Raw genomic sequence first — 25548 nt, forward strand, 5'->3', positions numbered from 1 at the left:
GAGAGTATCGCTATGTATCACCTTCGGGTTCCACAAACAGAAGAAGAATTAGAGCGCTACTATCAGTTCCGCTGGGAGATGTTGCGTAAACCCCTGCATCAACCAAAAGGTTCGGAACGCGACGCGTGGGATGCGATGGCGCATCACCAGATGGTCGTCGACGAGCAGGGTAATCTGGTGGCAGTAGGGCGGCTGTATATTAATGCCGATAACGAAGCGTCCATTCGCTTTATGGCCGTTCATCCCGACGTGCAGGACAAAGGGCTGGGAACGCTGATGGCGATGACCCTGGAGTCTGTAGCGCGCCAGGAAGGCGTTAAGCGCGTGACCTGTAGCGCCCGTGAAGACGCAGTAGAGTTTTTTGCCAAGCTGGGGTTTGTCAATCAGGGAGAGATCACCACTCCAACCACCACGCCAATCCGCCATTTTTTGATGATTAAACCCGTCGCCACTCTGGATGACATTCTGCATCGCGGCGACTGGTGCGCGCAGTTGCAACAAGCGTGGTACGAACATATCCCGCTGAGTGAAAAAATGGGCGTGCGCATTCAGCAATATACCGGGCAAAAATTTATCACCACCATGCCGGAAACCGGCAATCAGAATCCGCACCATACGTTGTTTGCCGGGAGTTTATTCTCTCTGGCAACGCTCACCGGTTGGGGGCTAATCTGGTTGATGCTGCGCGAACGCCATCTCGGCGGAACGATTATTCTTGCCGATGCGCATATCCGCTACAGCAAGCCGATTAGCGGCAAACCCCATGCGGTAGCCGACCTTGGTGCGTTAAGCGGCGATCTTGACCGTCTGGCGCGCGGACGAAAAGCGCGCGTGCAGATGCAGGTCGAAATCTTTGGCGATGAGACGCCGGGTGCAGTGTTTGAAGGCACGTATATCGTTCTGCCCGCGAAGCCATTTGGCCCGTATGAAGAGGGCGGGAACGAAGAAGAGTAGGGGCGTTTTACCCATCAATAAACGCTTCAGCCGGGAGATTAAAACGCTCGCTTAACGCCTTGATATGACGAACGGTGAGCGCCCGGCGACCATTAAGAATATTACTCACATTGGATTTAGAGCCAAGTTCTTGTGCCAAATCAGCCGCCTTAAGCCCATGTTGATCCATGAGGATCCGTAACAGACTTACGCCGCGTGGGGTCGATGCTAACCGCTGATTGAAATGCTGAAATTCCGGAGCGTTATTTTCATATTTGCGGATCCGCGCGCTGAGCAATTCAAATAAAGGGTTTTCCAGATCGTCACGATCGACTAAAAACTCGATCAGTTTCAGCGCATTATGGTATTCCTCTTGATCTGCTTTAGGGCCACATAATGGGATGCCTTTTACTGCGTGGGCGAAGGTACTGACGAGCGTTTCAAAATTGGCCGAGTCTTCTGCTGGTGTGTGATGTGTTCTCATTTTTATGGCTCCGATACCAGGTGGTGAGTCGGTCGTATTCATTGTGGGTAACAATATGTTTGACAAAACATTTTTGGAGCCTGAAATCTATATAGGCTATAAGTCGTAAATGATTGCCTGCAATATTAATCACCCACCATTTATCTCTGTACTTAAAGTTATCCAGAGAGGAAATATATCTTTTCATCTCACCCGGATCGCTAAACGTTGTTTTTTCAAGAAGATTTAATAAATCAATAAGGGCATCTTCATAAAGTGGAAAACGTTTTATCGCCTCGTTAAAAGGCTTGTGGCTGATAACATGCATGGTGTAATTCCATTACGAGTTTTCAACCTGAAAACACTGTAAGGCAGACCTGTGATGTTTTCAAGTTGAAAATAATTTTTATCTGAATCCGGAGCTACCTTCCCGCTCTCCAGGCCACATCCCGTAGCGCCGTACGCGCGGCCTCGCTGATACCACCTAACTGAAAAAATCCGTGGATAACGCCAGGGTAGCGTTGGCAGGTACATTGCACTCCTTGCTCGGTCATGTGGTGATACAACGCTTCGCCTTCATCACAAAGCGGATCATATTCTGCGGTAATGATATGAACAGTCGGCAAGCCATTAAAATCATCGCGCCATAGAGGACTGGCTTCAGGATGCTTGCGATCAATATCTGGCAGGTACATCTCAAAGCCGCTCAGTAGAGTATCGCGTGTAATGATGTAATCGTGACCATTGCGGATATAGCTTTCGAAATGCGCAGTCGCATCAAGCATGGGATAAATTAAAATGAGTTGTGCCGGTTGCCACTCGCCAGCACGCTTTAATCGCAAAGCGGTCACCAGCGCCAGATGCCCACCTGCGCTGTCGCCTGCAAGGGTTATCCGTTGTTTATCAACGCCGAGTTGTTCGGCGTGCTGCCAGACTAATTCTGCACCTCGTTGCGCATCATCATGGGCGGCGGGGAAAGTATGTTCCGGTGCCAGCCGATACTGGACGGCAATAACCCGACATTGCCCGTAATAGGCTAACTGGCGCAGTTGGTTGTCGTGAGTTGCGAACCCGCCGCTAACAAAACAGCCACCGTAGTAATAAATTATCGTCGGGAGTAATGTCGGGGCATTCAGCGGTGACACTATTCGTAAGGTCATCCCTTCAAGTTCGATAGTCTGAATATCTACCCGCGTTTCTGTCTCACCCGCAAGGACAGCGCTGGCGATATAGCCCTCCCTGCGTTGCGCAATACTTTGTTGACGCGATGAGGGGCGACCCGCAGCGATAAACTCTGCGACTAACTCTGCAATTCCTTTTTCCAGTGCCATAGTAGAATTCGTTTTGCTGTATGAATGTACAGCTTTATACGCCCGTTTTTGCTGGATGGATACAGGGAAATTCACGGGCGTGAAAAATCTGGAAAGCGTCTCGCAAAAACAAAACAACATGCAAAAATCCGCTTTTTTTTAATGATTTTCCGGCGTAATTTTCGCACATACATTAATGAGTAATATATGTAAGGTGGTGGCAATGGCGATGAATACGGTTTTTCTTCATTTATCAGAAGAGGCAATTAAACGGCTGAATAAACTCAGGGGCTGGCGTAAGGTTTCACGATCTGCAATTTTACGCGAAGCGGTAGAGCAATATCTGGAGCGGCAGCAATTCCCGGTGCGTAAAGCAAAGGGTGGCAGGCAAAGGTGTGAGACAGTAGGTGTTGATGATCAGTGTAAGGAGCATAAGGAATGACAAAAATATTTTATTCTTGAATATAAAAAACCAGATGCCCTTATTCTGGTATTAATACAAGATTGTTTTACCTGAACTTATAATAACTGCAACTGTTACATCATATCTGGAAAACGCCTCGCAAAATACGAGAGATTTTGCGGGAATAGCGGTGTCGTCACACCCTATGAGCTGTAATCCGGGCGACCAGCGCCACCCGGAAAACGTCAGAGATTACTCCCCTTCACCCGGAAACAGGAACGGGTTAATGGAACTGCGGGCGTAGCCTTCTTGCTCCATTCGCGCGTCCAGTACCAGAGAGGCGAGGTCATCTGCCACGGCTTCAACTTTCGGCTCTTTTTCCTGATAAAGAATCTTCAGGTAAGTGCCGCAGTCATCGCAGCTTTCGGCTTTAATCGCGGCCTGTTCGTCATCCAGCGACCAGTAATGCAGTTTGCCGCTCTGCTCGCAGTTGCTGCATTTTACGCGCACCACGTGCCATTCGGTTTCACACAGGTTGCAGTGCAGGTAACGCAGCCCCTGAGTGGTGCCAATTTGCACCATGCTGGACACCGGCATAGAACCACAAACCGGGCAATATTGACGCTGTTCGCCGTATTCAGCGCGGGCTTTGCCGGGGATCAGATTGGCCATCTGCGCCCAGTAGAGCGACAGTGCAGCCCAGATAAACGGCGCTTTATCGCTGCTGACGGAAGAGAAATCAGAGGCAAACAGTGCGCTGGCCATATCTTCCAGCTCCTGGGTCGATGCCTTCTCCAGATTCTCAATCACCGCCAGCGCCGGGCCGCTCATTTCAGGTTTCAGTTCAGCAATCAGCGCCATCAGCAGTTTTTGCCAGTGCTTATCACGCGGCAGAACGTGAATATCCAGCGGTGGCTTGCCCTGTGCGCTGGCTTCTTTAATGCGCGCGGTCAGATCCATCTCCAGCGGATGGTCGTACAGCACCACTTCCTGGGCGTGGGCGATAAGCGCAGCAAAGCGCAGGTAATCACCCAGCGGATTATTTTCTGCCAGCTCGCGCAGACGCTCGGCGCGGCGGTTGTATAAATTTTTGAGCCGAGGGAACAATAACGGCGGAATCATATCCGCCGTACGTTTCTCGCTCGAACCCAGCTCATCTTGCGGGATTATGCGAATACTCATTCAGCTTTCTTTTCCGTTGTCTTGCGGACCTCACGGTACCAGCGCGGGTGATGTTTCTTCGCCCAGGCGCTGGTAACCCATCCTTCCACCATGGCGGTAATCGTGCCTTTCACCCAAAGGGCGGCGTAGATATGCACCATGATAACCACAATTAACGCCACTGCGGCAAATGAATGCAGCATTAACGCGAATCGGATCACCGGGATTGAGAAAGCAGGCGCAAAATAAGGACGCCAGATAATCACGCCGCTCACCAGCAGCAGGACCAGGAAAATAATCGCCGCCCAGAAAACGCATTTCTGACCGAAGTTATAACGCCCGGTGTCACCTACTTCCTCGTTGACGACGATCTTACGAATATTCTTCGCCCAAAAGATATCATCCCGATTGATTAGGTTGTGATGCCAGTAACGGAAAAACATGATGATGAACGAGGCAAACATAACCACGCCGACAAACGGGTGCAGAATGCGCGCCAGCTGCGGTGTGCCCATGATTTGCATCAACCAGTTGAAGGAGGGGAAGAAAAACCCCAGCCCGCTCACCGCCGCCAGGATGAAACAGAAGGCGGTGACCCAGTGGTTGATACGTTCCGGCGCGGTGTAGCGCACGATGGTGTCACGTCGTTTCATTTGCGCTCCTCGTCTTTCTCTTCGTGCAGATTGTTCTCTTCCTCATCCGCACGGTTCGGACCGACACCCACGTAGTGGAAGATACTGGCCGCAAAGGTAGCCGCAAAGCCAACAGCCGCGAGCGGTTTCCAGATGCCTTTCCAGAATTTCACGGTTTGGCTGATTTCCGGGTTCTCCGGCAAGCCATGATACAGATTCGGCTTGTCAGCATGGTGCAGCACGTACATGACGTGTGTACCACCAACGCCAGCCGGATCATACAGACCCGCATTGTCGTAACCACGGGTTTTCAGCTCAGCCACGCGCTCGCTCGCCAGCGTTTTCATCGACTCTTTCGTACCGAAGTGAATCGCACCCGTCGGGCAGGTTTTCACGCAGGCCGGCTCTTGCCCAACCACCACTCGGTCAACGCACAGCGTACATTTGTAGACGCGGTTGTCTTCCGGGTTGAGGCGCGGAATATCGAACGGGCAGCCCGCAATGCAATAACCGCAGCCAATGCACTGCTCGGACTGGAAGTCGACGATACCGTTGGCATACTGAATAATTGCCCCTTCCGCCGGGCACGCTTTCAGGCAGCCTGGATCGGAACAGTGCATACAGCCGTCTTTGCGGATCAGCCATTCCAGTTTGTCGTTCTGCTCCACTTCCGAGAAGCGCATTACCGTCCACGATTTGGCGCTTAAATCATTGGGGTTGTCGTACACCCCAATGTTATTGCCGACGGTATCGCGAATGTCGTTCCACTCTGAACACGCCACCTGACAGGCTTTACAGCCGATGCAGGTGGTTACGTCGATGAGTTTCGCCACTTCTTCCTGGAAGTCCCGCGCCTGAGGCGCGGGGGTCAGACCGTTAGTCGCGGAGCGACGAATAATGTCTTGCGATTGATAAGCCATATGTCGTCTCCGTTATACCTTTTCCACATTCACAAGGAAGGACTTAAACTCCGGCGTCTGCGTGTTCGCATCACCAACGAATGGCGTTAACGTATTGGCAATAAAGCCTTTTTTTGCAACGCCTTCATAGCCCCAGTGAATTGGAATACCGATGGTATCGATATCTTTGCCGTTCGCTTTCAGCGTGCGAATACGTTTGGTCACCACCGCTTTGGCTTTGATATAGCCACGGTTGGAGGAGACTTTCACGGTATCGCCCTGGGCAATGCCAAGTTTATTCGCCAGCGACTCACCGATTTCCACAAACTGCTCTGGCTGCAAAATCGCGTTCAACAGCGCGTGTTTGGTCCAGTAGTGGAAGTGCTCGGTCAGACGATAGGTGGTTCCGACATATGGGAACTTATCGGCTTTACCCAGAGCTTCGGCGTCGTCTTTAAAGATACGCGCAGCCGGGTTCGAGATAACGTTTGGATGCAGTGGGTTAGTTCCCAGCGGCGTTTCAAACGGCTCGTAGTGTTCCGGGAACGGACCTTCCGCCATCTTATCGAGGGCAAACAGACGTCCCATGCCTTCCTGCTGCATGATAAACGGCCCGACGCCACTGCCCGGAGGCGCTGCGCTGTAGTCCGGAATATCCCAGCCGGTCCACTTAGTGCCGTCCCATTTCAGCAACTGACGCTTCGGATCCCACGGGTTACCCTGCGGGTCTGCGGAGGCGCGGTTATACAGAATGCGGCGGTTAAGCGGCCATGCCCATGCCCAGCCCAGCGTGTTACCGAGGCCAGACGGATCGGCGTTATCACGACGCGCCATCTGGTTGCCTTCTGGCGTCCAGCTACCGGCGAAAATCCAGCAGCCACAGGAGGTCGTACCGTCATCGCGCAGTTGGGCGAACGAGCTAAGTTGTTGGCCTTTCTTGACGATAACCGCACCGGTTGCCGGATCGGTAATATCGGCCAGCGCCTTACCGTTACTCTCCATCGCCACTTCTTCTGAAGATGGCTCATGCGGAATGGCGTAGTTCCAGGTCATGTTCAGCACCTGGTCCGGGTTCGCGCCACCCTGTTCGGCATACATCTTGCGCAAGCGCAGGAAGATACCGGAGAGGATCTCGCCGTCAGTCAGCGCAATCCCCGGGGCGTCCGCACCTTTCCAGTGCCACTGCAACCAGCGACCGGAGTTAACGATTGAACCGTTCTCTTCCGCGAAGCAGGTCGATGGCAGACGGAACACTTCGGTCTGGATCTTCGACGAGTCAACTTCGTTCAGCTCACCGTGGTTCTGCCAGAAGTTGGAGGTTTCAGTATTCAGTGGGTCGATGGTCACGAGGAACTTCAGTTTCGACAGACAACCGATCACTTTGTTTTTGTTCGGGAATGAGGCAACCGGGTTAAAGCCCTGGCAGATATAGCCATTGACCTTGCCCTCTTTCATCATCTCGAAGTATTGCAGGACGTCGTAGCCTTTATCCCACTTCGGCAACCAGTCAAAGCCCCAGCTATTTTCCGCCGTTGCTTTATCACCAAAGAAGGCCTTCATCATGGAGACGAAGAATTTCGGGTAGTTGCTCCAGTAGTTAACCTGTCCTTCCAGCAGCGGTTTCGGCGTGCTGGCGGCGAGGTAGGTTTGCAGATCAGTCTGCTTCTCGCTTGGCAGCGTCATGTAACCTGGCAGGCTCTGCGACAGCAGCCCCAGGTCCGTCAGCCCCTGAATGTTGGAGTGACCGCGCAGGGCGTTAACGCCGCCGCCTGCCATGCCCATATTGCCGAGTAGCAGCTGGATCATCGCCATCGTACGAATGTTTTGCGCGCCAACGGAGTGTTGCGTCCAGCCGAGCGCGTAGAGGAACGAGGCAGTTTTATCGTGAGCACTGGTTTCGGCGATATATTCGCAGACTTTCAGGAACGCGTCTTTTGGCGTACCACAGATGTTTTCAACCACATCTGGCGTGTAGCGGGAAACGTGCTGTTTCAGCAAGTTCCACACGCAGCGCGGATGTTGCAGCGTGGTATCGCGTTTGGCGAAGCCGTTTTCGTCCAGTTCGTAGGTCCAGCTGGATTTATCGTACTTGCGTTTTTCCGCGTCGTAGCCGGTGAACAGGCCATCTTCAAAGCCGTAATCCTCACGCACGATCAGGCTGGCGTTGGTATAGGCTTCGGTGTATTCGCGGTTGAATTTTTCATTGTTCAGCAGGTACAGCAATACGCCTGACAGGAAAGCAATGTCAGTACCGGAACGAATAGGGGCATAGTAGTCAGCCACCGCCGCCGTACGCGTAAAGCGAGGATCGATCACAATCAGCTTCGCGCCGTTGTGAATTTTGGCTTCCATCGCCCAGCGGAACCCTACCGGGTGAGCTTCAGCGGCGTTACCGCCCATCACCACGACGAGGTTGGCGTTCTTGATGTCGACCCAGTGGTTGGTCATCGCACCGCGACCAAATGTTGGAGCAAGACTTGCTACCGTTGGTCCGTGTCAGACACGCGCCTGGTTGTCGACCGCGAGCATACCCAGCGCGCGGGAGAATTTTTGCGTTAAATAGCCGGTTTCGTTACTCGACGCGGAAGCACACAGCATCCCGGTGGAGAGCCAGCGGTTAACAGTCACGCCTTCGGCGTTTTGCGCAATGTAGTTAGCATCGCGGTCTTCTTTCATCAGTTTGGCGATGCGATCAAACGCCTCTTCCCAACTGATTTGCTGCCATTTATCAGAACCTGGCGCACGGTATTCCGGGAACTTCAGACGGCTTTCGGAGTGGATGAAATCCACCAGGCCAGCGCCTTTCGGACAAAGTGCACCGCGGTTGACCGGGTGATCCGGATCGCCTTCGATATGGAAGATAGATGCTTTGGCGTTTTTTGCTCCGTCACCGAGGCTGTACATCAACAGCCCACAGCCTACGGAACAATAGGTGCAGGTATTACGGGTTTCGCGGGTGCGCAGCAGTTTATACTGCCGGGTTTCCGCGAGTGCTACGCTGGGTGCAAAACCCAGTGCCGCTGCCGTGGTGCCTGCCATACCGCCAGCGCAGATCTTAAAGAACTGCCTTCTGCTGACCTGCATGGATTGCTCCTTGTTTCGACATTGTCACGTCCCATTTACATTCGCTTGCTGCGTGTGCAGGGAGTGGGAGTTATTTTTCTTTGCGGAAGGGGCCGCAAAGGTCCAGAATTGGCTCAATTTCCCTCCATCCAGGAAGGGTTTGTAACAGAATACCATAATGTTGGTGTGTGTGTTCTTATCTGGTTAAGAGAAAGTGAAAAAAACACAGCAAAAAGAAACCAAAAATGTGACAAATATCACAGGTGTTCGTCAAATTGAGTTATGGCGGCGTGACGATTTACAACACCCACGGTTAGATGAGGTGGCGGAAGAAGTTCCCGTTGCGCTGGTCTACAACGGTATTTCGCATGTGGTGATGATGGCATCGCCCAAAGACCTTGAACTGTTTGCGCTCGGTTTTTCGCTTTCCGAGGGGATTATCGAAAGTCCGCGCGATATCTTCGGCATGGATGTTGTTCCTTCCTGTAATGGTCTGGAAGTGCAAATCGAACTTTCCAGTCGCCGCTTTATGGGGTTGAAAGAGCGTCGTCGGGCGCTGGCGGGGCGCACGGGCTGTGGTGTATGCGGCGTGGAACAGCTTAACGACATCGGAAAACCGGTGAAGCCGCTGCCGTTCACCCAGACGTTTGATCTCAACAAACTGGATGATGCATTACGTCATCTCAATGATTTCCAGCCAGTGGGGCAACTGACCGGTTGTACCCACGCCGCCGCCTGGATGTTGCCATCTGGCGAACTGGCAGGCGGACATGAAGACGTGGGCCGCCATGTGGCGCTGGATAAACTGTTAGGCCGCCGGGCGCAAGAAGGTGAAAGCTGGCAGCAAGGTGCGGTGCTGGTTTCCAGTCGTGCCAGTTATGAAATGGTGCAAAAGTCGGCGATGTGTGGCGTAGAGATTTTGTTTGCGGTGTCTGCCGCGACCACACTGGCCGTAGAAGTGGCTGAACGCTGTAATCTGACGCTGGTGGGCTTTTGTAAACCGGGTCGGGCAACGGTTTATACCCATCCGCAGCGTTTGATTCATAATTAAAGAAATACCGCAATTCTGATTCTGGATTGCGGTTTTATTTTTCTATTAAATCATCCTCAATATATTATTCAGCATTTATACTCGTCATACTTCAAGTTGCATGTGCTGCGACTGCGTTCGTTCACCCCAGTCACTTACTTTAGTAAGCTCCTGGGGATTCACTCGCTTATCGCCTTCCTGCAACTTGAATTATTTAGAGTATAAATAATATTTCACCACAAGAAATTATCTCGTTAACTTCGGTTTATATCGATATACTCCAGTCGCATTAATCCTTTAAGAATTAATCATTATTTATATAAAACATTTTGTTTTAATCATCGCGTCAATAAATAAATGTTTCCGATGCGTGAATGAAAATAACAAACCTTGCACCGGTTGTAAAAACAGCAATGTATTTTCAATAGTAGGTGATGGATTATGAGTATTGAAAAATGAGTACATTACAGTTACCTGGCAGTTCATATTCTACAGAAGTTAATTTAAACGGCTTAATTGAGGTGCTCAGTAAGCATCTTTACTCCACACCCGTGGTTGCCGTGCGCGAGCTGGTGCAGAACGGCCATGATGCGATTGTGCGCCGCAGGATTGAGCAGCCCGATGCGCCAAAGGATAACCAAATTCGTGTGGTGGCTGACGTGGCGAAGTCCACCATCACCATTACCGATACCGGCGCGGGTCTGACAGAAAGCGAAATACACGGCTTCCTGGCGACAGTGGGCGTGGGTTATACCCGAATGTTGCGCCAGCAGGATGACAACACCGGTTTAATTGGTATGTTCGGCCTCGGTTTTTTGTCGGCCTTTGTGCTGGCTAAAGAGGTTACGGTGTTGACCACATCCTGGCAAACGCCGGATCAGAGCTGGAAATACCACTCTACTGACGGGCAAAAATATACCGTTACGCCGCATCAGTCCTCGGAAACGGGTACGCAGGTGATTCTGACGCTCAAAGAAGAGTACAGCCATCTGGCGAGTAACAATTTGCTGAACCGCGTTCTTTCCCGCTACTGCATATTGCTGCACGAACCGGTCTATGTCGGCGATGCCAGCGAGCCGGTAAATAAACTTCAACCACCGTGGCGTGAAGTTGCCCCCGAAGGCGTAACCATGCACCGTGCGCTAGTACAGCGTAAAAATCTCGCCTTTGCCGCGCAGTTTGAGTCCTCCTTCGAACCGATTTGCACCATTCCGGTGGTGCCCGCGGGAATGAGCGACGCGGTCGGGATTTTATGGATTCAGGATGGCGCGACCTACGGCACCAGCGATAACCGCAACCTGTCGTTGTTTTTGCGCGGTATGTTACTGGATGATGAAGCGCGTGAATTGTTACCGCCCTGGGCCGGATTTATTGGCGGCGTGATTGAGTCATCGAAACTGACGCCGACGGCGAGCAGGGAAGATCTCCAGCGGGACGAAACCTGGGTCGCGGTGCAGGAGGCGTTAAAAGAGGCGCTGATCTCTGGTTTGTCCGATCTTGCACAAAACCAGCCAGAAATCTGGCGGCGTGTGTTAGCGCGCCATAACGAAGCGTTGCTGGGTGCGGCATTGTGTGATGACCGCCTGTTTGATTTGCTCAAAGATCGCTTGCAGGTGCCAACGTCAAAAGGCGCGCTGCTGGCGAAGGATTTACGCGTTAATAACAGTATTCATATTCTGTTAAGTCGCGACGGCGGTTTTGAAGAGATGTTGTTCCATATTCTGCAACGGCCTGTAGCCCGTGGCGATCGCTATGCGGTGGTGCCATTTTTACGCCATTGGGCGCTGTTATATCACTGCCGGATTATCGAAGTCGGTACACAAACAGGTAATGAGCAGTTGTTCAGCCTGGCAGAATTACCCGAAGAGCAGGTGGCTTATCTGGAAGAGCATCTCTGCGATGGCGAGCAATTAATTATCTCCCGCTTCGAACCAGCGGTTTTACCGCTCGTGGTCACGCCAGACCGCGAAGCAGAATTAAAACAAATACTCGAACAGGATGACGCAGATAAACGCATCAGTACCGCAGCGTTAATGCTGGCGCGGCAATTTACCTCGCAAATCCAAAAAACGAAAACTTCAAGTCTGTATATCAATCTTAATAACCCCTGTGTCATGCAACTGGTGACGGCCTTACAACAGCATCAGCAGCCCGCGGCAGCATTACGGTTATTAAAATCGCTGAAAGTGATTTTGTGCTCCAGCGGCAATAAAGAACAGCAGTGGGATTTACATCAGGCACTGGAAGATTTTACTCAGGTTATTCCCGTTTTAATTAATCAAGGAAAATAAAATGGATATATGGGAGTGGTACCACAAATATACTAAGGAGTTGCGCGATGCCGGGCAGGAATATATTCCGCAACTTATCGATGATTATTCGGAAGGCGTTATGCACCTGCAAATGGAAAAGTGCGATTCGCTATTACCTGAAGTAAAAGCGCTTACCCAGGTGGCAAAAAATCCGTGGCTGGAGATTTTTATTGGTCACTGGGAAATGCGCCATCGTCTCACTAACCGCGAAGAAGGCGAAAAAGTACTGCCAGACGTGGTGGCGCTGTTTGAAAAAGCGCATCGGGAAGAGGCGAAAGATTGCCCGCAATCCATTTGTGTTACCCAGGATTTATCAGCCTGCTACGAAAATATCGATGGCCCAGGCTGGGCGAATGAACGCATGGCAGTATGTGAGGAAACCATCGCGCGCATTGATCCGACCTGGAGCTGTTTTATGTGTTTATCCTGCGAGTATGCCAGTGCACTGGTGGACTCCAACAAAACAGAAGAAGCGTTGGTTTATATCGACAGGCAAATCGAGGCGGTGAAAGCATCGGGGAGTGAATATTTAGAAGCGCTGCTGGCAACACGCGCTGATATTTTGGTTGCCCTTCAGCGCTACGATGAAGCTCGTGAACTGATTGATGAACTGGCAAAAGAGAATGATTACTGGGGCCGTGATCGCATCAATTATCATCTCAAAAAACTGTACATTATGGCGTTATGCGGGCAGGACGAAGAAGTCTGGGAAGAATTACCGCGTTGGTCAGATCTGACCCCCTATTCATGGGGCATGTGGGTAAAGATTATTACCGTACTGCTTCCTCGCCATCCACAGAGAAACCACTGGCAGCTGGCGCGCATCATCCAGACAATGCTGGATCAACGTTCGCAGGCCGGGGCGCACCGCAAAGCGGTTGATCTGGCAAAACTGCAAATCACTCTGGCGCTGGAGCGTGAATCCGTCTGGGTGGCCAAAATGGCGATGAAACAGGCCCAACGGCACATGCCGAAATTACGTTCGTTAGTGGGCGTTGATCGCGAGTTTCTCGAACTTAGTGAAAAAATCGCCGCCAAAGAGGCGGAGTTGCTTGCTCGTCCGGTTGTAGAAGTACCTGAAAATAGCGATGAAGAAACGCAGCCAGATCCAGAAAAAGACGTAGAGATATTCCGTCGCGCTTATCTGAACACGCCAGATGATGCGGAATTGCTGGGCAAACTGGTCAATGCGTTAAACGCCTGTAATGCGATTAATGAGTCGATCGAACTTCTGCAACGCCACGTTGAAATCCATCTTCAGGAAGATAACGGCCTTTGCTTCGATCTACTGGATCTCTTGCTTAACCGTGGCGATCAGCAAGCGATCGAGCACCTGGCGAAGCTGTATGAACAGGCGGGTCTGCTACATATGGCACTGTGGTTCCGTGCGCGGGTGATCAACCAACAGGAAGACTGGAGTGAACTGGAGTCGATTGGGCAACAGTTGCTGCAACACGAAAAAGGGCGTGAGTGGGTTGGCGTTTATCGCATGTGCTCCTGGGCAGCACAAAAACAGGAAGCCTGGGATCGACAACTGGATTATTTACAGCAATTACAGCAACTGATGATTAGCCGTGAAGAAGATATTCGAAATCTCCAGTGGGATATCATGGCGACCGCCAGCATCCTGCAACAATGGGATTTGGTTCGTGCTATTGCTACTGAACTGGAAATCGAACTCACGGAAGGCGAAGGTTTTATTGATGAAAAATGGGGGCTGTTAAACATCCGCTTCCGGGAAAATTATGAATACCGCTATTACTATGCTCAACGTATTGGGCCGGTAACAGCAAGGATCATTGAGCCAACTTACCGCACTGATTATCCGCAACATGTTGATGAGGTTGTGGTTTTCGATGCAGAAATGTTGAACACCCGACCTGAAGACGAAGAAGAGCAGAAGAATTTCACGCCACTTTATGCCTGCCTGCAAACCATTATTCCGACCGAATACGGCGAGTCCTGGTTCTGCGAAGGTGTCATGCCTGGTGAAGAACAGTTTAATGCCTTCCGTGAGGCGCTCCGCGAACGAAACTGGTACTACTGGAGCAACAGTAATGACGACTATACGTTAACGGACAGTCATCAGGGTGAAGATGCGCAGCCACTTCCCGCATTCTACTTTGTTATCAGTGCGCCGCGTTCAGTTTCTAAAGGTGATATCGACAAGACCTTGCACGAATTGACCGCTGACTGGGAACATCCGTTGTGCTGGTGGCGTCTTGCCAAAGAAGCCGGGGCGAATGAAGAGAAGCATGCCGCTATTGCCGAACGCTACGGGATGTAGTGCGTGATTAATGGCGGGGGGAGATGACACTCCCTCTCGCCAGGGTTGTGCCGTTAATTAAAATAAGTCCTGTGATTTAGAGATTAAATTACAGGACTCATTCATTTTGTGGATATTATAGATTTATTTATAAACAAAACACGCGTAGTGACATTTTCTTTTTTCCTTTATTATATTCACTCTCTTATCTATATATTTATAAGGCAATTAAATGAAAAGGAATTTATTATCTTCAGCTATTATTATCGCTATAATGGCCCTCGGTATCACCGGATGTGATGATAAAAAAACTGAAACAGAAACTCCCCAGCCCGCCAATAGTCAACCTGCCGCACCAGCCCCTGAAGCGAAACCTACTGAAGCTCCCGTTGCAAAAGCAGAAGCTAAACCTGAAACGCCTGCGCAACCGGTGGTGGATGAACAAGCGGTTTTCGATGAAAAAATGGATGTCTATATCAAGTGCTACAACAAGTTACAGATCCCTGTACAGCGCAGTCTGGCGCGTTATGCCGACTGGCTGAAAGATTTTAAACAGGGACCAACGGGTAAAGAGAGCATTGTTTATGGCATCTACAGCATTAGTGAATCCAATCTCTCTGAGTGTCAAAAAGGAATAAAAAGAGTCGTGGCGTTAACGCCTGCGCTGCAACCTATTGATGGCGTGGCGGTGAGTTATATTGATGCTGCCGTGGCGTTGGGTAATACCATTAACGAAATGGATAAATATTACACCCAGGAAAATTATAAAGACGATGCGTTTGCCAAAGGGAAAACGCTGCACCAGACATTCTTAAAAAATCTTGAAGCCTTTGAACCTGTAGCAGAATCTTATCATGCGGCAATTCAGGAAATTAATGATAAGCGTCAGCTTGTAGAACTGAAAAATATTGAACAAAGAGAAGGGAAAACATTCCACTACTACTCTCTGGCTGCCATGATTTCAGCGAAACAAATTAATAACCTGATATCGCAAGAGAAGTTTGATGCAGAAGCGGCAATGAAGAAAGTGGCTGAACTTGAAACGCTGGTGGCGCAAGCCAAAGAAGTGAGTAAAGACAGTATGAATTCTCTCTTCACAGGGGCAGCAGACCGATATCAAATTGCATCTAAAAAATATGTTCGTCGTATCAGAGATAAAGTCCCGTATTCTGACTGGGATAAAAAGAAACTTCAGGACGCAAACACAAGCTGGATGGTCGAGGACTCATATCCGAAATCATTACAAGCTTATAATGAACTGGTCGGTAACTATAATCGCCTGCGTTAAACGTTTCTGATTTTTGTGCGCAATGTAATCGGGAGCATATCAATTCATAGTACCGGGGCGATGAAGCCCCGGCGTGAGAGATTATTGCCCGTAATAAGCATTGGCCCCATGCTTACGCAGGTAGTGCTTATCTAAGAGTTCGTTTTGCATGGCAGGAAGCTGCGGCGCGAGCTGGCGTGAGAACAGGCCCATATAGGCGCATTCTTCCAGCACTACGGCATTATGCACCGCATCGGCGGCGTTTTTACCCCATGCGAACGGACCGTGAGAATGCACCAGTACCGCCGGAATTTGTGCCGGACTCCTGCCACGTTCTTCGAAAGTTTCAATGATCACTTTGCCGGTCTGGTATTCATACTCGCCGTTGATCTCCTCTGCGGTCATCTGGCGTGTGCAGGGGATGGCACCATAGAAGTAATCAGCGTGCGTGGTGCCCCAGGCGGGGAGATCCAGCCCGGCCTGTGACCAGATGGTGGCGTGGCGCGAGTGGGTATGCACAATGCCGCCAATCTCCGCATAGCGACGGTAGAGCGCCAGATGCGTTGGTGTGTCGGACGAGGGCTTTTTGCTGCCTTCCACCACCTTGCCGCTGGCTATCTCAACCACCACCATATCATCGGCGGTCATCACGTCGTACTCGACACCGGAAGGCTTGATTACCATCCATTGCCGCGTGTTGTCTACCGCGCTGACATTGCCCCAGGTGAACGTCACCAGATGGTGAGCGGGAAGCGCCAGATTCGCCGCCAGCACGTCGGCTTTCAGTTGCTCTAACATGTAAATCCCGCCTCCTGCATACGCGCTTCAATCCAGCGCCGCGCCTGAATAATCTCCAGCACCGGCTCTTTGGCTTTTTCGGTCCACATCTCAATCAGAAATGATCCGCGATAGTTCAGCTCATGCAGCGTTTTGAAGATGCCAACAAAATCGACACAGCCTTCGCCAAACGGCACGTCGCGGAACTGTCCGGGGCTTTGTTCGGTAACGGGTTGAGTGTCTTTCAGGTGGATTGCGGCAATACGGTCAATGCCCAGTTTTAGTTCAGCGGGAACATCATTGCCCCAGGCACTGAGGTTGCCGACGTCCGGGTAGACGGTGAACCACGGCGAGGCGAGCATCTCATCCCATTTTTTCCATTTGCTGATGGAGTTCATAAATGCGGTATCCATAATCTCCACCGCCAGCATCACTTGCGCGGCAGCAGCCTGTTCGACCGCCCACGCCAGCCCTTCAGCAAAGCGTTGCTGCGTGCCTTCGTCATGGTCTTCGTAATAGACGTCGTAACCAGCCAGTTGAATGGTGCGAATGCCGAGATCACGCGCCAGGCGAATCGCTTTACTCATGATCTCCCGTGCCCGCTGGCGTACCGCGTCGTCACGGCTACCAAAAGGAAAGCGACGATGTGCGGACAGGCACATCGACGGGATCCCAACACCCGTTTCGATCATCGCGGCAACCAGCGAAGCCCTTTGTGCGGCGCTCCAGTCAAGACGTGAAAGCCGTTCGTCGGTTTCATCCACTGACATTTCGACAAAATCAAAGCCGCAGCTTTTTGCCAGCACCAGCCGCTCCGGCCAGGAGAGATCTTTCGCCAGCGCTTTTTCATAAATCCCTAACGGATGATTACGCACGCGCGCCTCCCCAGATAGCATCGATTTGCGCATGGAAATCGCCAGCCACCTGCGCCGGATTTGCTGCGCCCGCCAGGGCCCGCCCAGCAATAAACGCCTTCACGCGGATCTCTTTAAACAGCGGCAGGTCAGCAGGGGTAATCCCGCCAGTAATGGAAAGCTCAAGGCCGATATCGGAAAGCGCCTTCATGCGCGCCAGATCGGCCTCGCCCCACTGTTGCCCGCTGGCCTGTGCATCACGACCACGATGATAAATGGCCTGCCGCACGCCAATACGATGCCAGTCACGGGCGTCGTCCAGTGTCCAGTTACCAAACAGCTCTATCTGGATTTCACCGCCGCAGCGTTGCGCCATCGCGTGGCCTTTTTCTACCGTGGCGAGCGGCGCGGCGCAGATGATGGTCATCCAGTTAGCGCCTGCGCCAAAAGCCTGTTGCGCGAGTGTTTCACCAGCGTCGGCGACCTTCCAGTCAGCAACGATGATTTTGTCCGGGCATTGTTCGCGCAAGGCTTTCACCGCGCCAAGCCCTTCGTTTAAGCAGAGAATGGTACCCGCTTCAACAATATCGACGCTGTCTTTTAACAGCGTCACGTCGCGCTGCGCGGCTTCAAGTGATGAGTGGTCGAGGGCCAGTTGCAGAAGTGGTCGGCTCATAATGTGTGCTCCTTAATGCGGGCGTGATAACCCTGAAGTGCGGCAATGAGATGCTGATAGCGTTGGTATTTTTGTTGGTAAAGTTGATGCGCGGTCATATCCGGCAGCAGGGTGCGTACCGGGTGCTGTAAGTCACGTTGGGCTTCGCTGAAATTGCGATAAACCCCGGTGCCGACGCGGGCGGCAAGTGCTGCGCCAAAACAGCCGGTTTCTTCCACCTGCGGCAGCTCGATACGTAAGCCGCTAACGTCCGCCAGCATTTGCATCCAGACATCGGAGTGCGCCGGGCCGCCAGTCACGCGCAGGGTGTGAACATCAGTAAAACGTTCGCGCATTCGGTTGAGGTGAGTCATATGGCTGAACACCACGCCTTCATAGATGGCCTGCAACAGATGCGCGCGGGTGTGAATGGCCTGCATCCCGTAGAAACCGCTGGTCATCTCGAGTCCGGCGTTGCTGCCGTACAGGAACGGCAGGAAAAAGAGATCGCCACCGGCTTTCGGCAAGCTGGCAACCGCCTGGTTGATCTCTGCAAACGAGATTTCTCCCCACTGTGCGGTAAACCATTCGAGGTTGCCGGAAGAAGTAGGGCTGGCTTCGTGCACGATAAATTCACCATCGTTAACGTAGCGACCATAGACATACGGATGCGCTTCACCGTCACGTAGACCGCTGGTTATGCCGCTGGTCACCGCCCAGGTGCCCATCACCGCATTGAGGGTAAATTCGTCTTCGATCCCGGCGCAGAGTGCGGTAGAAACCACATCAAACAGGCCGCCGACAACGGGCGTACCCGCTTGCAGACCTGTCAGTGCGGCTGTCTGAGCGGTGATTTCCCCGCAGATTTCGGCAGATCCCACAACAGGCGGCAGGGCGGGGTTGATTTCACCGATCCCCAGCCAGTCGGTGAGACACGGGTCATATTCCCCAAGACTCATGTTGTAAAGATTGGACTCGGAAATATTGCTCTCTTCGCAGCCTTTCACGCCAGTTAAACACCAGCGCAGGTAGTCGTGCGTCATCATCACGCAGCCAATTTGCGTGTAGCGTTCCGGTTCGTGCGCTTTCAACCAGCGTAACAATGACACCGGATGCCCGGTCCACAAGGTTTGTCGGGTCAGCGGGTAGAGTTTTTCCGGGATACCATCTTCCTGCCAGCAACGAACGATTTCCATCGCCCGGCGATCCGAAGACAAAATAGCATTACCGAGCGGCTTGTCGTTTTTATCCAGTAAAAACAAACCTTTTCCCTGAGCGGAGATACCGATGCCAACAATTTGTTCCCCGCTGACGCCGGAATGGGTAAGCAGGGCGCGAATGACAGCAGTGCAGCATTGCCACAGTTCTGCCATATCGCGCTCTGCCCAGCCTGGCTGCGGGCTTAATGCGCATAGCGGCAGGCGCTGCACGCCTGCCTCCCGGCCTTCGCGGTCATACAGCCCGGCTTTCAGCCAGCTACCGCCACAATCTAACCCCAGCCAGTATTGCGTCATGGTTTATTGCACCTCATCCACGGCTTTCAGCAGGTCGGCGCCCTGCGGAACATCTTTAACAAACATGTCGCGAACCTGAGTACCCAGTGCGTCGCTAAAGGCTTTGCGATCGAGATCGGTAATAACTTCAACGCCAGCCGCTTTCATGCCATCGATGATTTTTTGCTGATTTTCGGCGACCAGTTTGCGCTGGTAATTGCCCGCTTCTTGCGCGGATGAGATAAGCACTTGCTGGAACTCCGGGCTTAAGCCATCAAACTTCGCTTTGTTGATTACCACCAGAAGCGGTGAATAGGCGTGGTGTGTCAGAGAAAGATACTTCTGCACTTCATAAAATTTTGCCGACCAGACGACGTTGATCGGATGCTCCTGGGCGTCGATGGTGCGGGTTTCCAGCCCGGTATAGACTTCGGCAAACGGCATCGGGATCGGGTTAGCGCCAAAGACTTTGAATGCTGCGATATTCATCGGGCTATTGTTGGTGCGGATTTTCAGCCCTTTCAGGTCGGCAGGCGTTTTAACCGGTGCGCGCGAGTTGGTGACATCGCGCCAGCCGTTTTCCCAGTAGGCCAGTACTTTCAGTCCTTTACCTTCAAGGGAGGCTTTCAGGTCATCACCGACTTTACCATCAAGCGTTTTATGCGCATGGGCGGTGTCGCGGAACAGGAAAGGAACGTCGAGCAGGTTCATCACCGGCGACAACCCGGCGAAGTTATTCGAGCCGGACATCTCCATATCAATAGTGCCGCCGCGCACGCCGCTAATCATCGCCTGTGCGTTACCGAGAGTGCTGTCCGGGAACAGTTTTAATTTCAGTTCGCCTTTGGTTCTCTCCTGTAATAATTCATTGAATTTTTTCGCCGCAATATGTTGTGAATCGGTTTGTGAGGTTTCATAACCGAAACGTAATGATTGCGCCGCCAGTGAAGATGTACTGAATGCAGCCAGGCCAGCAATGAATAATGCGTAGGTTACAGAGCGTAATTTCATAATATTTTCCTTTTAATTAATCCATTTCGAAGGGAGGATGATGAGATCGGGAATAAAAATAAATGCGGCTAATAAAGAATATAAAACCAATACGTAAGGGAAAACGCCTCTGACTGCATCATCAAATTTTAATCTCGCCACACCTGAAATAACGTTAAGTACATTACCGATGGGGGGTGTAATTAAGCCGATTGAACAGTTGATGATAAACATGACACCGAAATAAATCGGATCAATGCCAGCCTCTTTAACTAAAGGCATTAATACCGGAGTGAGAATTAACACGGTTGGTGTTAAATCCATAACCATGCCAACGATCAAAATTGCCAGCATAATCACGATAAACAACAAACGTGGTGAATCGACCAACGGTTGCAGTAAATCAGAAACCATCATCGGCAGTTCAGCAATGGTAATCAGCCAGGCGGAAACTTGTGCCGAGGCCACCAGAAACATGACCACTGAGGTCGTTTTCGCCGCGCCAATTAGCACATGCCAAAGTGTGGCGAAGGTCATTTCACGGTAAATAACTGTGGCGACAAACAACGCATAGAAAGCAGCAACGGCCCCGGCTTCGGTAGGAGTAAACAGACCGGAGCGAAAACCCCCAATAATGATGACCGGAAGAAACAGCGCCCAGATACCGGAGACAAAAGAGTGCCAGATTTCCTGCATTGTCGCTTTTTGCTGGCGGGGTAAATTAAGACGACTGGCCTGCCACCACCAGGTGAGCATCAGCGTTGCGCCCATCATAATGCCTGGGGCAATTCCTGCCATAAACAGTTTGCTGATGGACAAACCACTGGAAACGCCAAAAATAATAAATGGAATGGAAGGTGGAATAATGGGAGCGATAATCCCGCCTGAGGCAATTAGCCCCGCGGCCCGGTTGACCGGGTAGTTGGCGCTGCGCATCATCGGCACTAATAGCGCGGCAACGGCGGCGGTATCCGCAACGGCAGAACCGGAAAGACTTGCCATAATCATTGCCGCCAGAACACCCACGTAGCCTAACCCGCCAGGTTTATGCCCAACCAGTTTCATCGGCAGGTCAACAATGCGTTTTGACAAGCCGCCCGCATTCATGATTTCACCCGCCAGCACAAAGAATGGTATCGCCAGCAGGGAGAAACTGTCGGCTCCGTTCACCAGCGTTTGCGCCATAATCTGGACATCAAACATCTCCAGCCAGAACATTAACGCTGCGCCACATAACAAAAGTGCCCAGGCAATAGGCAAACCGATAGCAATGCCACCCAACAGGCAGCCCAGAAAAATCAGCACAGCCATGATTAAGCTCCTTGCGGTGGTGGCGTAACAGAATCGCTGCGCGAGATGAGTTGATATAAATGACGCAGTTCAAAGAAAGCGATAACAAGGCTGGTGGGCAGGCAAGCGGCATACATCAGGCCGATGGGCAAACCGAGGATCGGTGAATAATCGCTCCAGTCCTGAATTGTTTTTAGCGTTGCGCCCCAAGCCAGTGCACCACAAATAAATAAGATTAAGGAATGGGTGACCAGAGCGACTCGTCGCTGCCATGCGGGAGAGAGTTTCTCTACCAGAAAGGTGACCTGAACGTGGGCGTTATCCATAAAAGCCACAATTGCGCCAATAAATGTTAACCAGACAAATAAATAACGCGATAATTCATCTACAGATAAAATACTTGTCTGAAAACCATATCTTAAAATAATATTTACAAACACAATACAGGAGAGCACGGCGAGATTAATCGCCAGTATTGCTTCAAGTATTTTCTTCATAGCTATTCCTTTAGGCTATACTCGTCATACTTCAGATTGCATGTGATGCGATTTGAAATATTTAGGATATATATATTTAGCGCAATGACATTACCTTGTCGTTCTGGCGTAGAAGAGTCTTCGGTTAATCCAGCGCCGTTAATGCGACCTTAACCACAACTTTTCGTATCTCAGAGGCTGCTTCCAGAATACAACCTGGTCGATGAACATCCTGAGGGAAGAAAATAGCGTAACTGCCGGGCGTCATTTGAATAAATGATTCTTTTTCACAATGGTGATAAAAAATAATATCGCGCTGTTCTAATAGGGATTCGCTGACTTTATTATTTCCGGTATCAATAGCAATGCCGATTTTCTCTTCGCCCCATGCCAGATATTGAATATCAATATAGCGACGATGTACTTCTGGGTGATTTTCCTCCACCTGGCGCGTCGTTAAGTCGATAATTTGCGCAAAAATATTCTTGCCGTCGATTTCGACAACGCCCGGTTCCAGGGCGTTAAAGTCGGTAGCGCGCAGAAAATCGAGCGCCTTTTCAATGGCAGCGGGTAAACGGCACGGATTAGGCTGCGTGATATGTCCAGATATCATGGTCTATCTCCTTATAACGCCTGAATTTTTGCCCATACGCTGTCGTCAACGGTAATACCGTTACGGCGGTTTTCTGCCAGCAAAGTAGTAAATTCGTGTCCGGGTAAACGAATAGCCTGGTTTTCGTCAGCGCGTTCGGCGGTGGTAACGTAATCCATGATGCGTTGCAGCTTGGCGTCGCGGGTGGTGCCTTCGATCAGTTTGTCTACTTCAATGGCGATAAAGATTTGCGAAATACCGTATTCGTCGCTGTTATCCTCGGTGACTTCAGCAACCGATGCGCCATCAGAAAGGAGAGTAGCGATCATATCCAGCACAATCGACATGCCCGAACCTTTCCAGTAGCCCATCGGCAAAATGCGGCGATTTTTCTCGATAACGCCAGGTTCTTTGGTCAAATTGCCCTCATCATCAAAGCCACCATCTACCGGGAGCTGACGACCTGCCAGGCGGTTAACTTCTAACATGCCGTAGGAAAACATCGACATCGACATATCGACCATCGTAATGGGTGAGGAAGGAATGGCTACGATCAGCGGGTTAGTGCCGATGCGACACTCTTTTGCGCCCCACGGCGGCATCACGGCGATGGAGTTGGTCCAGCAAATGCCAATATAGCCTTTTTCCGCCGCCTGCCAGCCGTAGCTGCCGCCGCGCATCCAGTGATTGGCGTTACGTAACGCCACCAGGCCAATTCCGTGACTGGCAGCCAGTTCGATGGCGCGATCCATCATCTTTTTCGCCGTCAGGTTGCCGATTGAGCGCTGAGCGTCCCACTGCTCAATCGCACCGAGGCTGGTCACGCGTTTGGGTTGGGCGTCAGGAATGATATCGCCGTTATCCAGTTGTTGAATGAAACGGGGGAAACGATTTACACCGTGGGAATAAACGCCGGACTCGGTGGTGCGGGCGAACATTTCCGCGCAGGCATCGGCAGTTTCGCTGCCAACGCCACGTGAAATTAAGACCTGATTAAAGGCCGCTTTTAACTGCTCAAATGTCACTTTCATCCCTGGCTTCCTTGTTTTTTTGAACGCTTTTTTAGCTTAAAATTCCACTATGCGAAATTTGATTTCAAATATATCGATCGCTTTTTAACAAAGCAATCCGCGCCATGATTTTCAAAAATCATATAAATCAAAATGTTATAAATTATCTGTCGAGATCGTGAACTACGACACACTTTGCGCTACCATCAGGACGCGACAAAATGGGGAAAAAGCGATGGGAAAAAATGAGAACGAGATGGCACAGGAAAAAGAGCGTCCAGCCGGAAGTCAGAGCCTGTTTCGTGGGTTGATGCTGATTGAGATTTTGAGTAACTATCCAAACGGTTGCCCACTGGCGCATCTCTCAGAACTGGCAGGTTTAAACAAAAGTACCGTCCATCGTTTATTGCAGGGATTACAGTCCTGTGGCTATGTGACCACCGCGCCTGCCGCAGGGAGTTACCGCCTGACCACCAAATTTATTGCCGTCGGTCAAAAGGCTTTGTCTTCGCTGAATATCATTCATATCGCAGCCCCGCATCTTGAGACGCTCAACATCGCCACCGGCGAAACCATTAATTTCTCCAGTCGCGAAGATGATCACGCTATTTTGATTTATAAACTGGAACCCACCACGGGTATGCTGCGTACTCGCGCCTATATTGGTCAGCATATGCCGCTCTACTGTTCCGCAATGGGCAAGGTCTACATGGCGTTTGGTCACCCGGACTACGTGAAGTCGTACTGGGAAAGCCATCAGAATGAGATCCAACCGTTAACCCGCAATACCATTACCGAGTTACCTGCGATGTTCGACGAACTGGCGCACATTCGTGAAAGCGGAGTAGCGATGGACAGAGAAGAAAATGAGCTCGGTGTCTCCTGTATTGCTGTTCCGGTATTTGATATTCATCGACGAGTGCCGTATGCCGTGTCGATTTCGCTTTCGACATCACGGTTGAAACAGGTAGGGGAGAAGAATCTTCTGAAACCACTGCGTGAAACCGCTCAGGCCATCTCTAATGAACTGGGATTTACTGTCAGAGACGACCAGAGTGCAATCACATAACGCTTTAGACAGGTGACAAAACTTTAACATTTCCTTCGTTGGATCAAAGCAGTAGAGGGGCGCTCTCTGGCACTCTGCTGTTTTAGTGCAAAGGAGTGATCATGAACCGGTTTATTATTGCGGATGCGACGAAATGTATCGGTTGCCGTACCTGTGAAGTGGCTTGCGCGGTGTCGCATCAGGAAAATCAGGATTGCTCTGCGTTGTCGCCGGGCGAGTTTATTTCGCGAATTCGAGTCATCAAAGACCATACCTGGACCACTGCAGTAGCCTGTCATCAGTGTGAAGATGCTCCGTGTGCGAATGTCTGCCCTGTGGAGGCGATTCGCCGCGAACATGGGCATATCTTTGTTGAACAATCACGTTGTATTGGCTGTAAAAGCTGTATGCTGGCTTGCCCGTTTGGTGCGATGGAGGTGGTTTCGGCGCGCAAAAAGGCGAGGGCGATTAAGTGCGATCTGTGCTGGCATCGGGCGACGGGACCGGCCTGTGTTGAAGCCTGCCCGACACAGGCGTTGCAATGTATGGATGTCGAGAAAATCCAGCGGCATCGGCTACGGCAGCAGCCTGTTTGAAACGTTTTTCCGGCGTTATTCAACGCCG

The 25548-nt window shown here is 51.2% G+C and carries 24 protein-coding genes; 8 read left to right on the plus strand and 16 right to left on the minus strand.

The genetic code is table 11. The features are described 5' to 3' along the window. Window positions 1-12 precede the first annotated feature (12 nt). The gene (gene fabY / locus FEK42_RS17605; protein ID WP_001297068.1) at window positions 13-954 is read left to right on the plus strand and encodes a fatty acid biosynthesis protein FabY; all 942 of its coding nucleotides are present in this window, start codon (window positions 13-15) and stop codon (window positions 952-954) included. A gap of 7 nt (window positions 955-961) precedes the next feature. Here fabY and FEK42_RS17610 read toward each other — a convergent pair whose 3' ends face one another. From FEK42_RS17610 to FEK42_RS17620, 3 genes are all read right to left on the minus strand, one after another. Then, on the minus strand, window positions 962-1417 hold the full coding sequence (locus FEK42_RS17610) for a helix-turn-helix domain-containing protein (RefSeq protein WP_135493132.1): 456 nt from the start codon (window positions 1415-1417) through the stop codon (window positions 962-964). Further along, the gene (locus FEK42_RS17615; protein ID WP_130209990.1) at window positions 1374-1724 is read right to left on the minus strand and encodes a type II toxin-antitoxin system HigB family toxin; all 351 of its coding nucleotides are present in this window, start codon (window positions 1722-1724) and stop codon (window positions 1374-1376) included. Before FEK42_RS17615 ends, FEK42_RS17610 begins: the two co-directional genes overlap by 44 nt. Before the next feature lie 94 nt (window positions 1725-1818). Then, complete coding sequence (locus FEK42_RS17620) at window positions 1819-2727, minus strand: alpha/beta hydrolase (RefSeq protein ID WP_135493131.1); 909 nt, start codon at window positions 2725-2727, stop codon at window positions 1819-1821. Between the two features lie 202 nt (window positions 2728-2929). Between FEK42_RS17620 and FEK42_RS17625 the strand changes: the two genes are divergently transcribed. Beyond that, window positions 2930-3148 (plus strand): CopG family transcriptional regulator, encoded by a 219-nt coding sequence (locus FEK42_RS17625; protein WP_130209994.1) that lies wholly within the window; start codon window positions 2930-2932, stop codon window positions 3146-3148. Window positions 3149-3361: 213 nt separating this feature from the next. Here the strand turns inward: FEK42_RS17625 and fdhE are convergent, their stop codons facing one another. Genes fdhE through fdnG form a run of 4 tightly spaced genes read right to left on the minus strand, consistent with a single transcriptional unit; the run spans window position 3362 to window position 8885 of the window. Further along, window positions 3362-4291: a formate dehydrogenase accessory protein FdhE gene (gene fdhE, locus FEK42_RS17630; protein WP_000027708.1), complete on the minus strand. Its 930-nt coding sequence runs from the start codon at window positions 4289-4291 to the stop codon at window positions 3362-3364. Further along, window positions 4288-4923: a formate dehydrogenase cytochrome b556 subunit gene (gene fdoI / locus FEK42_RS17635; protein ID WP_130209996.1), complete on the minus strand. Its 636-nt coding sequence runs from the start codon at window positions 4921-4923 to the stop codon at window positions 4288-4290. Before fdoI ends, fdhE begins: the two co-directional genes overlap by 4 nt. Continuing rightward, window positions 4920-5822 carry a formate dehydrogenase O subunit beta gene (gene fdoH / locus FEK42_RS17640; RefSeq protein WP_000331381.1) on the minus strand — a complete coding sequence of 301 codons (903 nt, stop codon included), beginning with the start codon at window positions 5820-5822 and terminating at the stop codon, window positions 4920-4922. Before fdoH ends, fdoI begins: the two co-directional genes overlap by 4 nt. A 12-nt stretch (window positions 5823-5834) precedes the next feature. Continuing rightward, entirely contained in the window at window positions 5835-8885 is a 3051-nt protein-coding gene (fdnG, locus tag FEK42_RS17645) for a formate dehydrogenase-N subunit alpha (protein ID WP_130209998.1), read from the minus strand. Window positions 8886-9078: 193 nt separating this feature from the next. Between fdnG and fdhD the strand changes: the two genes are divergently transcribed. The 4 genes from fdhD to FEK42_RS17665 all read left to right on the plus strand — a co-directional run bounded on the left by fdhD (window position 9079) and on the right by FEK42_RS17665 (window position 15760). Beyond that, window positions 9079-9915 (plus strand): formate dehydrogenase accessory sulfurtransferase FdhD, encoded by an 837-nt coding sequence (gene fdhD, locus FEK42_RS17650; protein ID WP_135493130.1) that lies wholly within the window; start codon window positions 9079-9081, stop codon window positions 9913-9915. A gap of 434 nt (window positions 9916-10349) precedes the next feature. Then, window positions 10350-12185, plus strand: coding sequence for an ATP-binding protein (locus FEK42_RS17655; protein WP_138211904.1), 1836 nt, complete (start codon window positions 10350-10352; stop codon window positions 12183-12185). 1 nt (window position 12186) lies between these two features. Next, complete coding sequence (locus FEK42_RS17660) at window positions 12187-14493, plus strand: hypothetical protein (RefSeq protein WP_135493129.1); 2307 nt, start codon at window positions 12187-12189, stop codon at window positions 14491-14493. A gap of 211 nt (window positions 14494-14704) precedes the next feature. Continuing rightward, the gene (locus FEK42_RS17665) at window positions 14705-15760 is read left to right on the plus strand and encodes a YiiG family protein (RefSeq protein WP_135493128.1); all 1056 of its coding nucleotides are present in this window, start codon (window positions 14705-14707) and stop codon (window positions 15758-15760) included. 81 nt (window positions 15761-15841) lie between these two features. On the opposite strand, the gene araD is transcribed toward FEK42_RS17665, so the two are convergent. From araD to yiaK, 9 genes are all read right to left on the minus strand, one after another. Next, window positions 15842-16537: an L-ribulose-5-phosphate 4-epimerase gene (gene araD / locus FEK42_RS17670; RefSeq protein ID WP_135408284.1), complete on the minus strand. Its 696-nt coding sequence runs from the start codon at window positions 16535-16537 to the stop codon at window positions 15842-15844. Beyond that, window positions 16531-17391, minus strand: coding sequence for an L-ribulose-5-phosphate 3-epimerase (locus FEK42_RS17675; RefSeq protein WP_135493127.1), 861 nt, complete (start codon window positions 17389-17391; stop codon window positions 16531-16533). The genes araD and FEK42_RS17675 overlap by 7 nt, the downstream gene beginning before the upstream one ends. Continuing rightward, window positions 17384-18046 carry a 3-keto-L-gulonate-6-phosphate decarboxylase UlaD gene (gene ulaD / locus FEK42_RS17680; RefSeq protein ID WP_135491269.1) on the minus strand — a complete coding sequence of 221 codons (663 nt, stop codon included), beginning with the start codon at window positions 18044-18046 and terminating at the stop codon, window positions 17384-17386. The genes FEK42_RS17675 and ulaD overlap by 8 nt, the downstream gene beginning before the upstream one ends. Beyond that, window positions 18043-19539, minus strand: coding sequence for an L-xylulokinase (gene lyxK / locus FEK42_RS17685; RefSeq protein WP_138211905.1), 1497 nt, complete (start codon window positions 19537-19539; stop codon window positions 18043-18045). Before lyxK ends, ulaD begins: the two co-directional genes overlap by 4 nt. 3 nt (window positions 19540-19542) lie before the next feature. Further along, on the minus strand, window positions 19543-20529 hold the full coding sequence (gene yiaO / locus FEK42_RS17690; protein ID WP_131161465.1) for a 2,3-diketo-L-gulonate TRAP transporter substrate-binding protein YiaO: 987 nt from the start codon (window positions 20527-20529) through the stop codon (window positions 19543-19545). Between the two features lie 12 nt (window positions 20530-20541). After that, complete coding sequence (gene yiaN, locus FEK42_RS17695; protein WP_130258798.1) at window positions 20542-21819, minus strand: 2,3-diketo-L-gulonate TRAP transporter large permease YiaN; 1278 nt, start codon at window positions 21817-21819, stop codon at window positions 20542-20544. 2 nt (window positions 21820-21821) lie between these two features. Then, on the minus strand, window positions 21822-22295 hold the full coding sequence (yiaM, locus tag FEK42_RS17700) for a 2,3-diketo-L-gulonate TRAP transporter small permease YiaM (protein ID WP_130210018.1): 474 nt from the start codon (window positions 22293-22295) through the stop codon (window positions 21822-21824). Window positions 22296-22419: 124 nt separating this feature from the next. After that, a complete protein-coding gene (locus FEK42_RS17705; RefSeq protein ID WP_135493125.1) occupies window positions 22420-22887 on the minus strand; it encodes a YhcH/YjgK/YiaL family protein in 468 nt (155 codons plus the stop codon). Window positions 22888-22898: 11 nt separating this feature from the next. Beyond that, on the minus strand, window positions 22899-23897 hold the full coding sequence (gene yiaK / locus FEK42_RS17710; RefSeq protein ID WP_130260104.1) for a 3-dehydro-L-gulonate 2-dehydrogenase: 999 nt from the start codon (window positions 23895-23897) through the stop codon (window positions 22899-22901). Window positions 23898-24111: 214 nt separating this feature from the next. Between yiaK and yiaJ the strand changes: the two genes are divergently transcribed. Together yiaJ and FEK42_RS17720 are read left to right on the plus strand one after the other, a co-directional pair. Then, window positions 24112-24945: an IclR family transcriptional regulator YiaJ gene (yiaJ, locus tag FEK42_RS17715; RefSeq protein ID WP_130260105.1), complete on the plus strand. Its 834-nt coding sequence runs from the start codon at window positions 24112-24114 to the stop codon at window positions 24943-24945. Between the two features lie 101 nt (window positions 24946-25046). Then, complete coding sequence (locus tag FEK42_RS17720) at window positions 25047-25520, plus strand: 4Fe-4S binding protein (protein WP_135493124.1); 474 nt, start codon at window positions 25047-25049, stop codon at window positions 25518-25520. Window positions 25521-25548: the final 28 nt, after the last annotated feature.

This window comes from Escherichia sp. E2748 (assembly GCF_005781125.1).
In the GTDB taxonomy this organism is placed as follows: domain Bacteria; phylum Pseudomonadota; class Gammaproteobacteria; order Enterobacterales; family Enterobacteriaceae; genus Escherichia.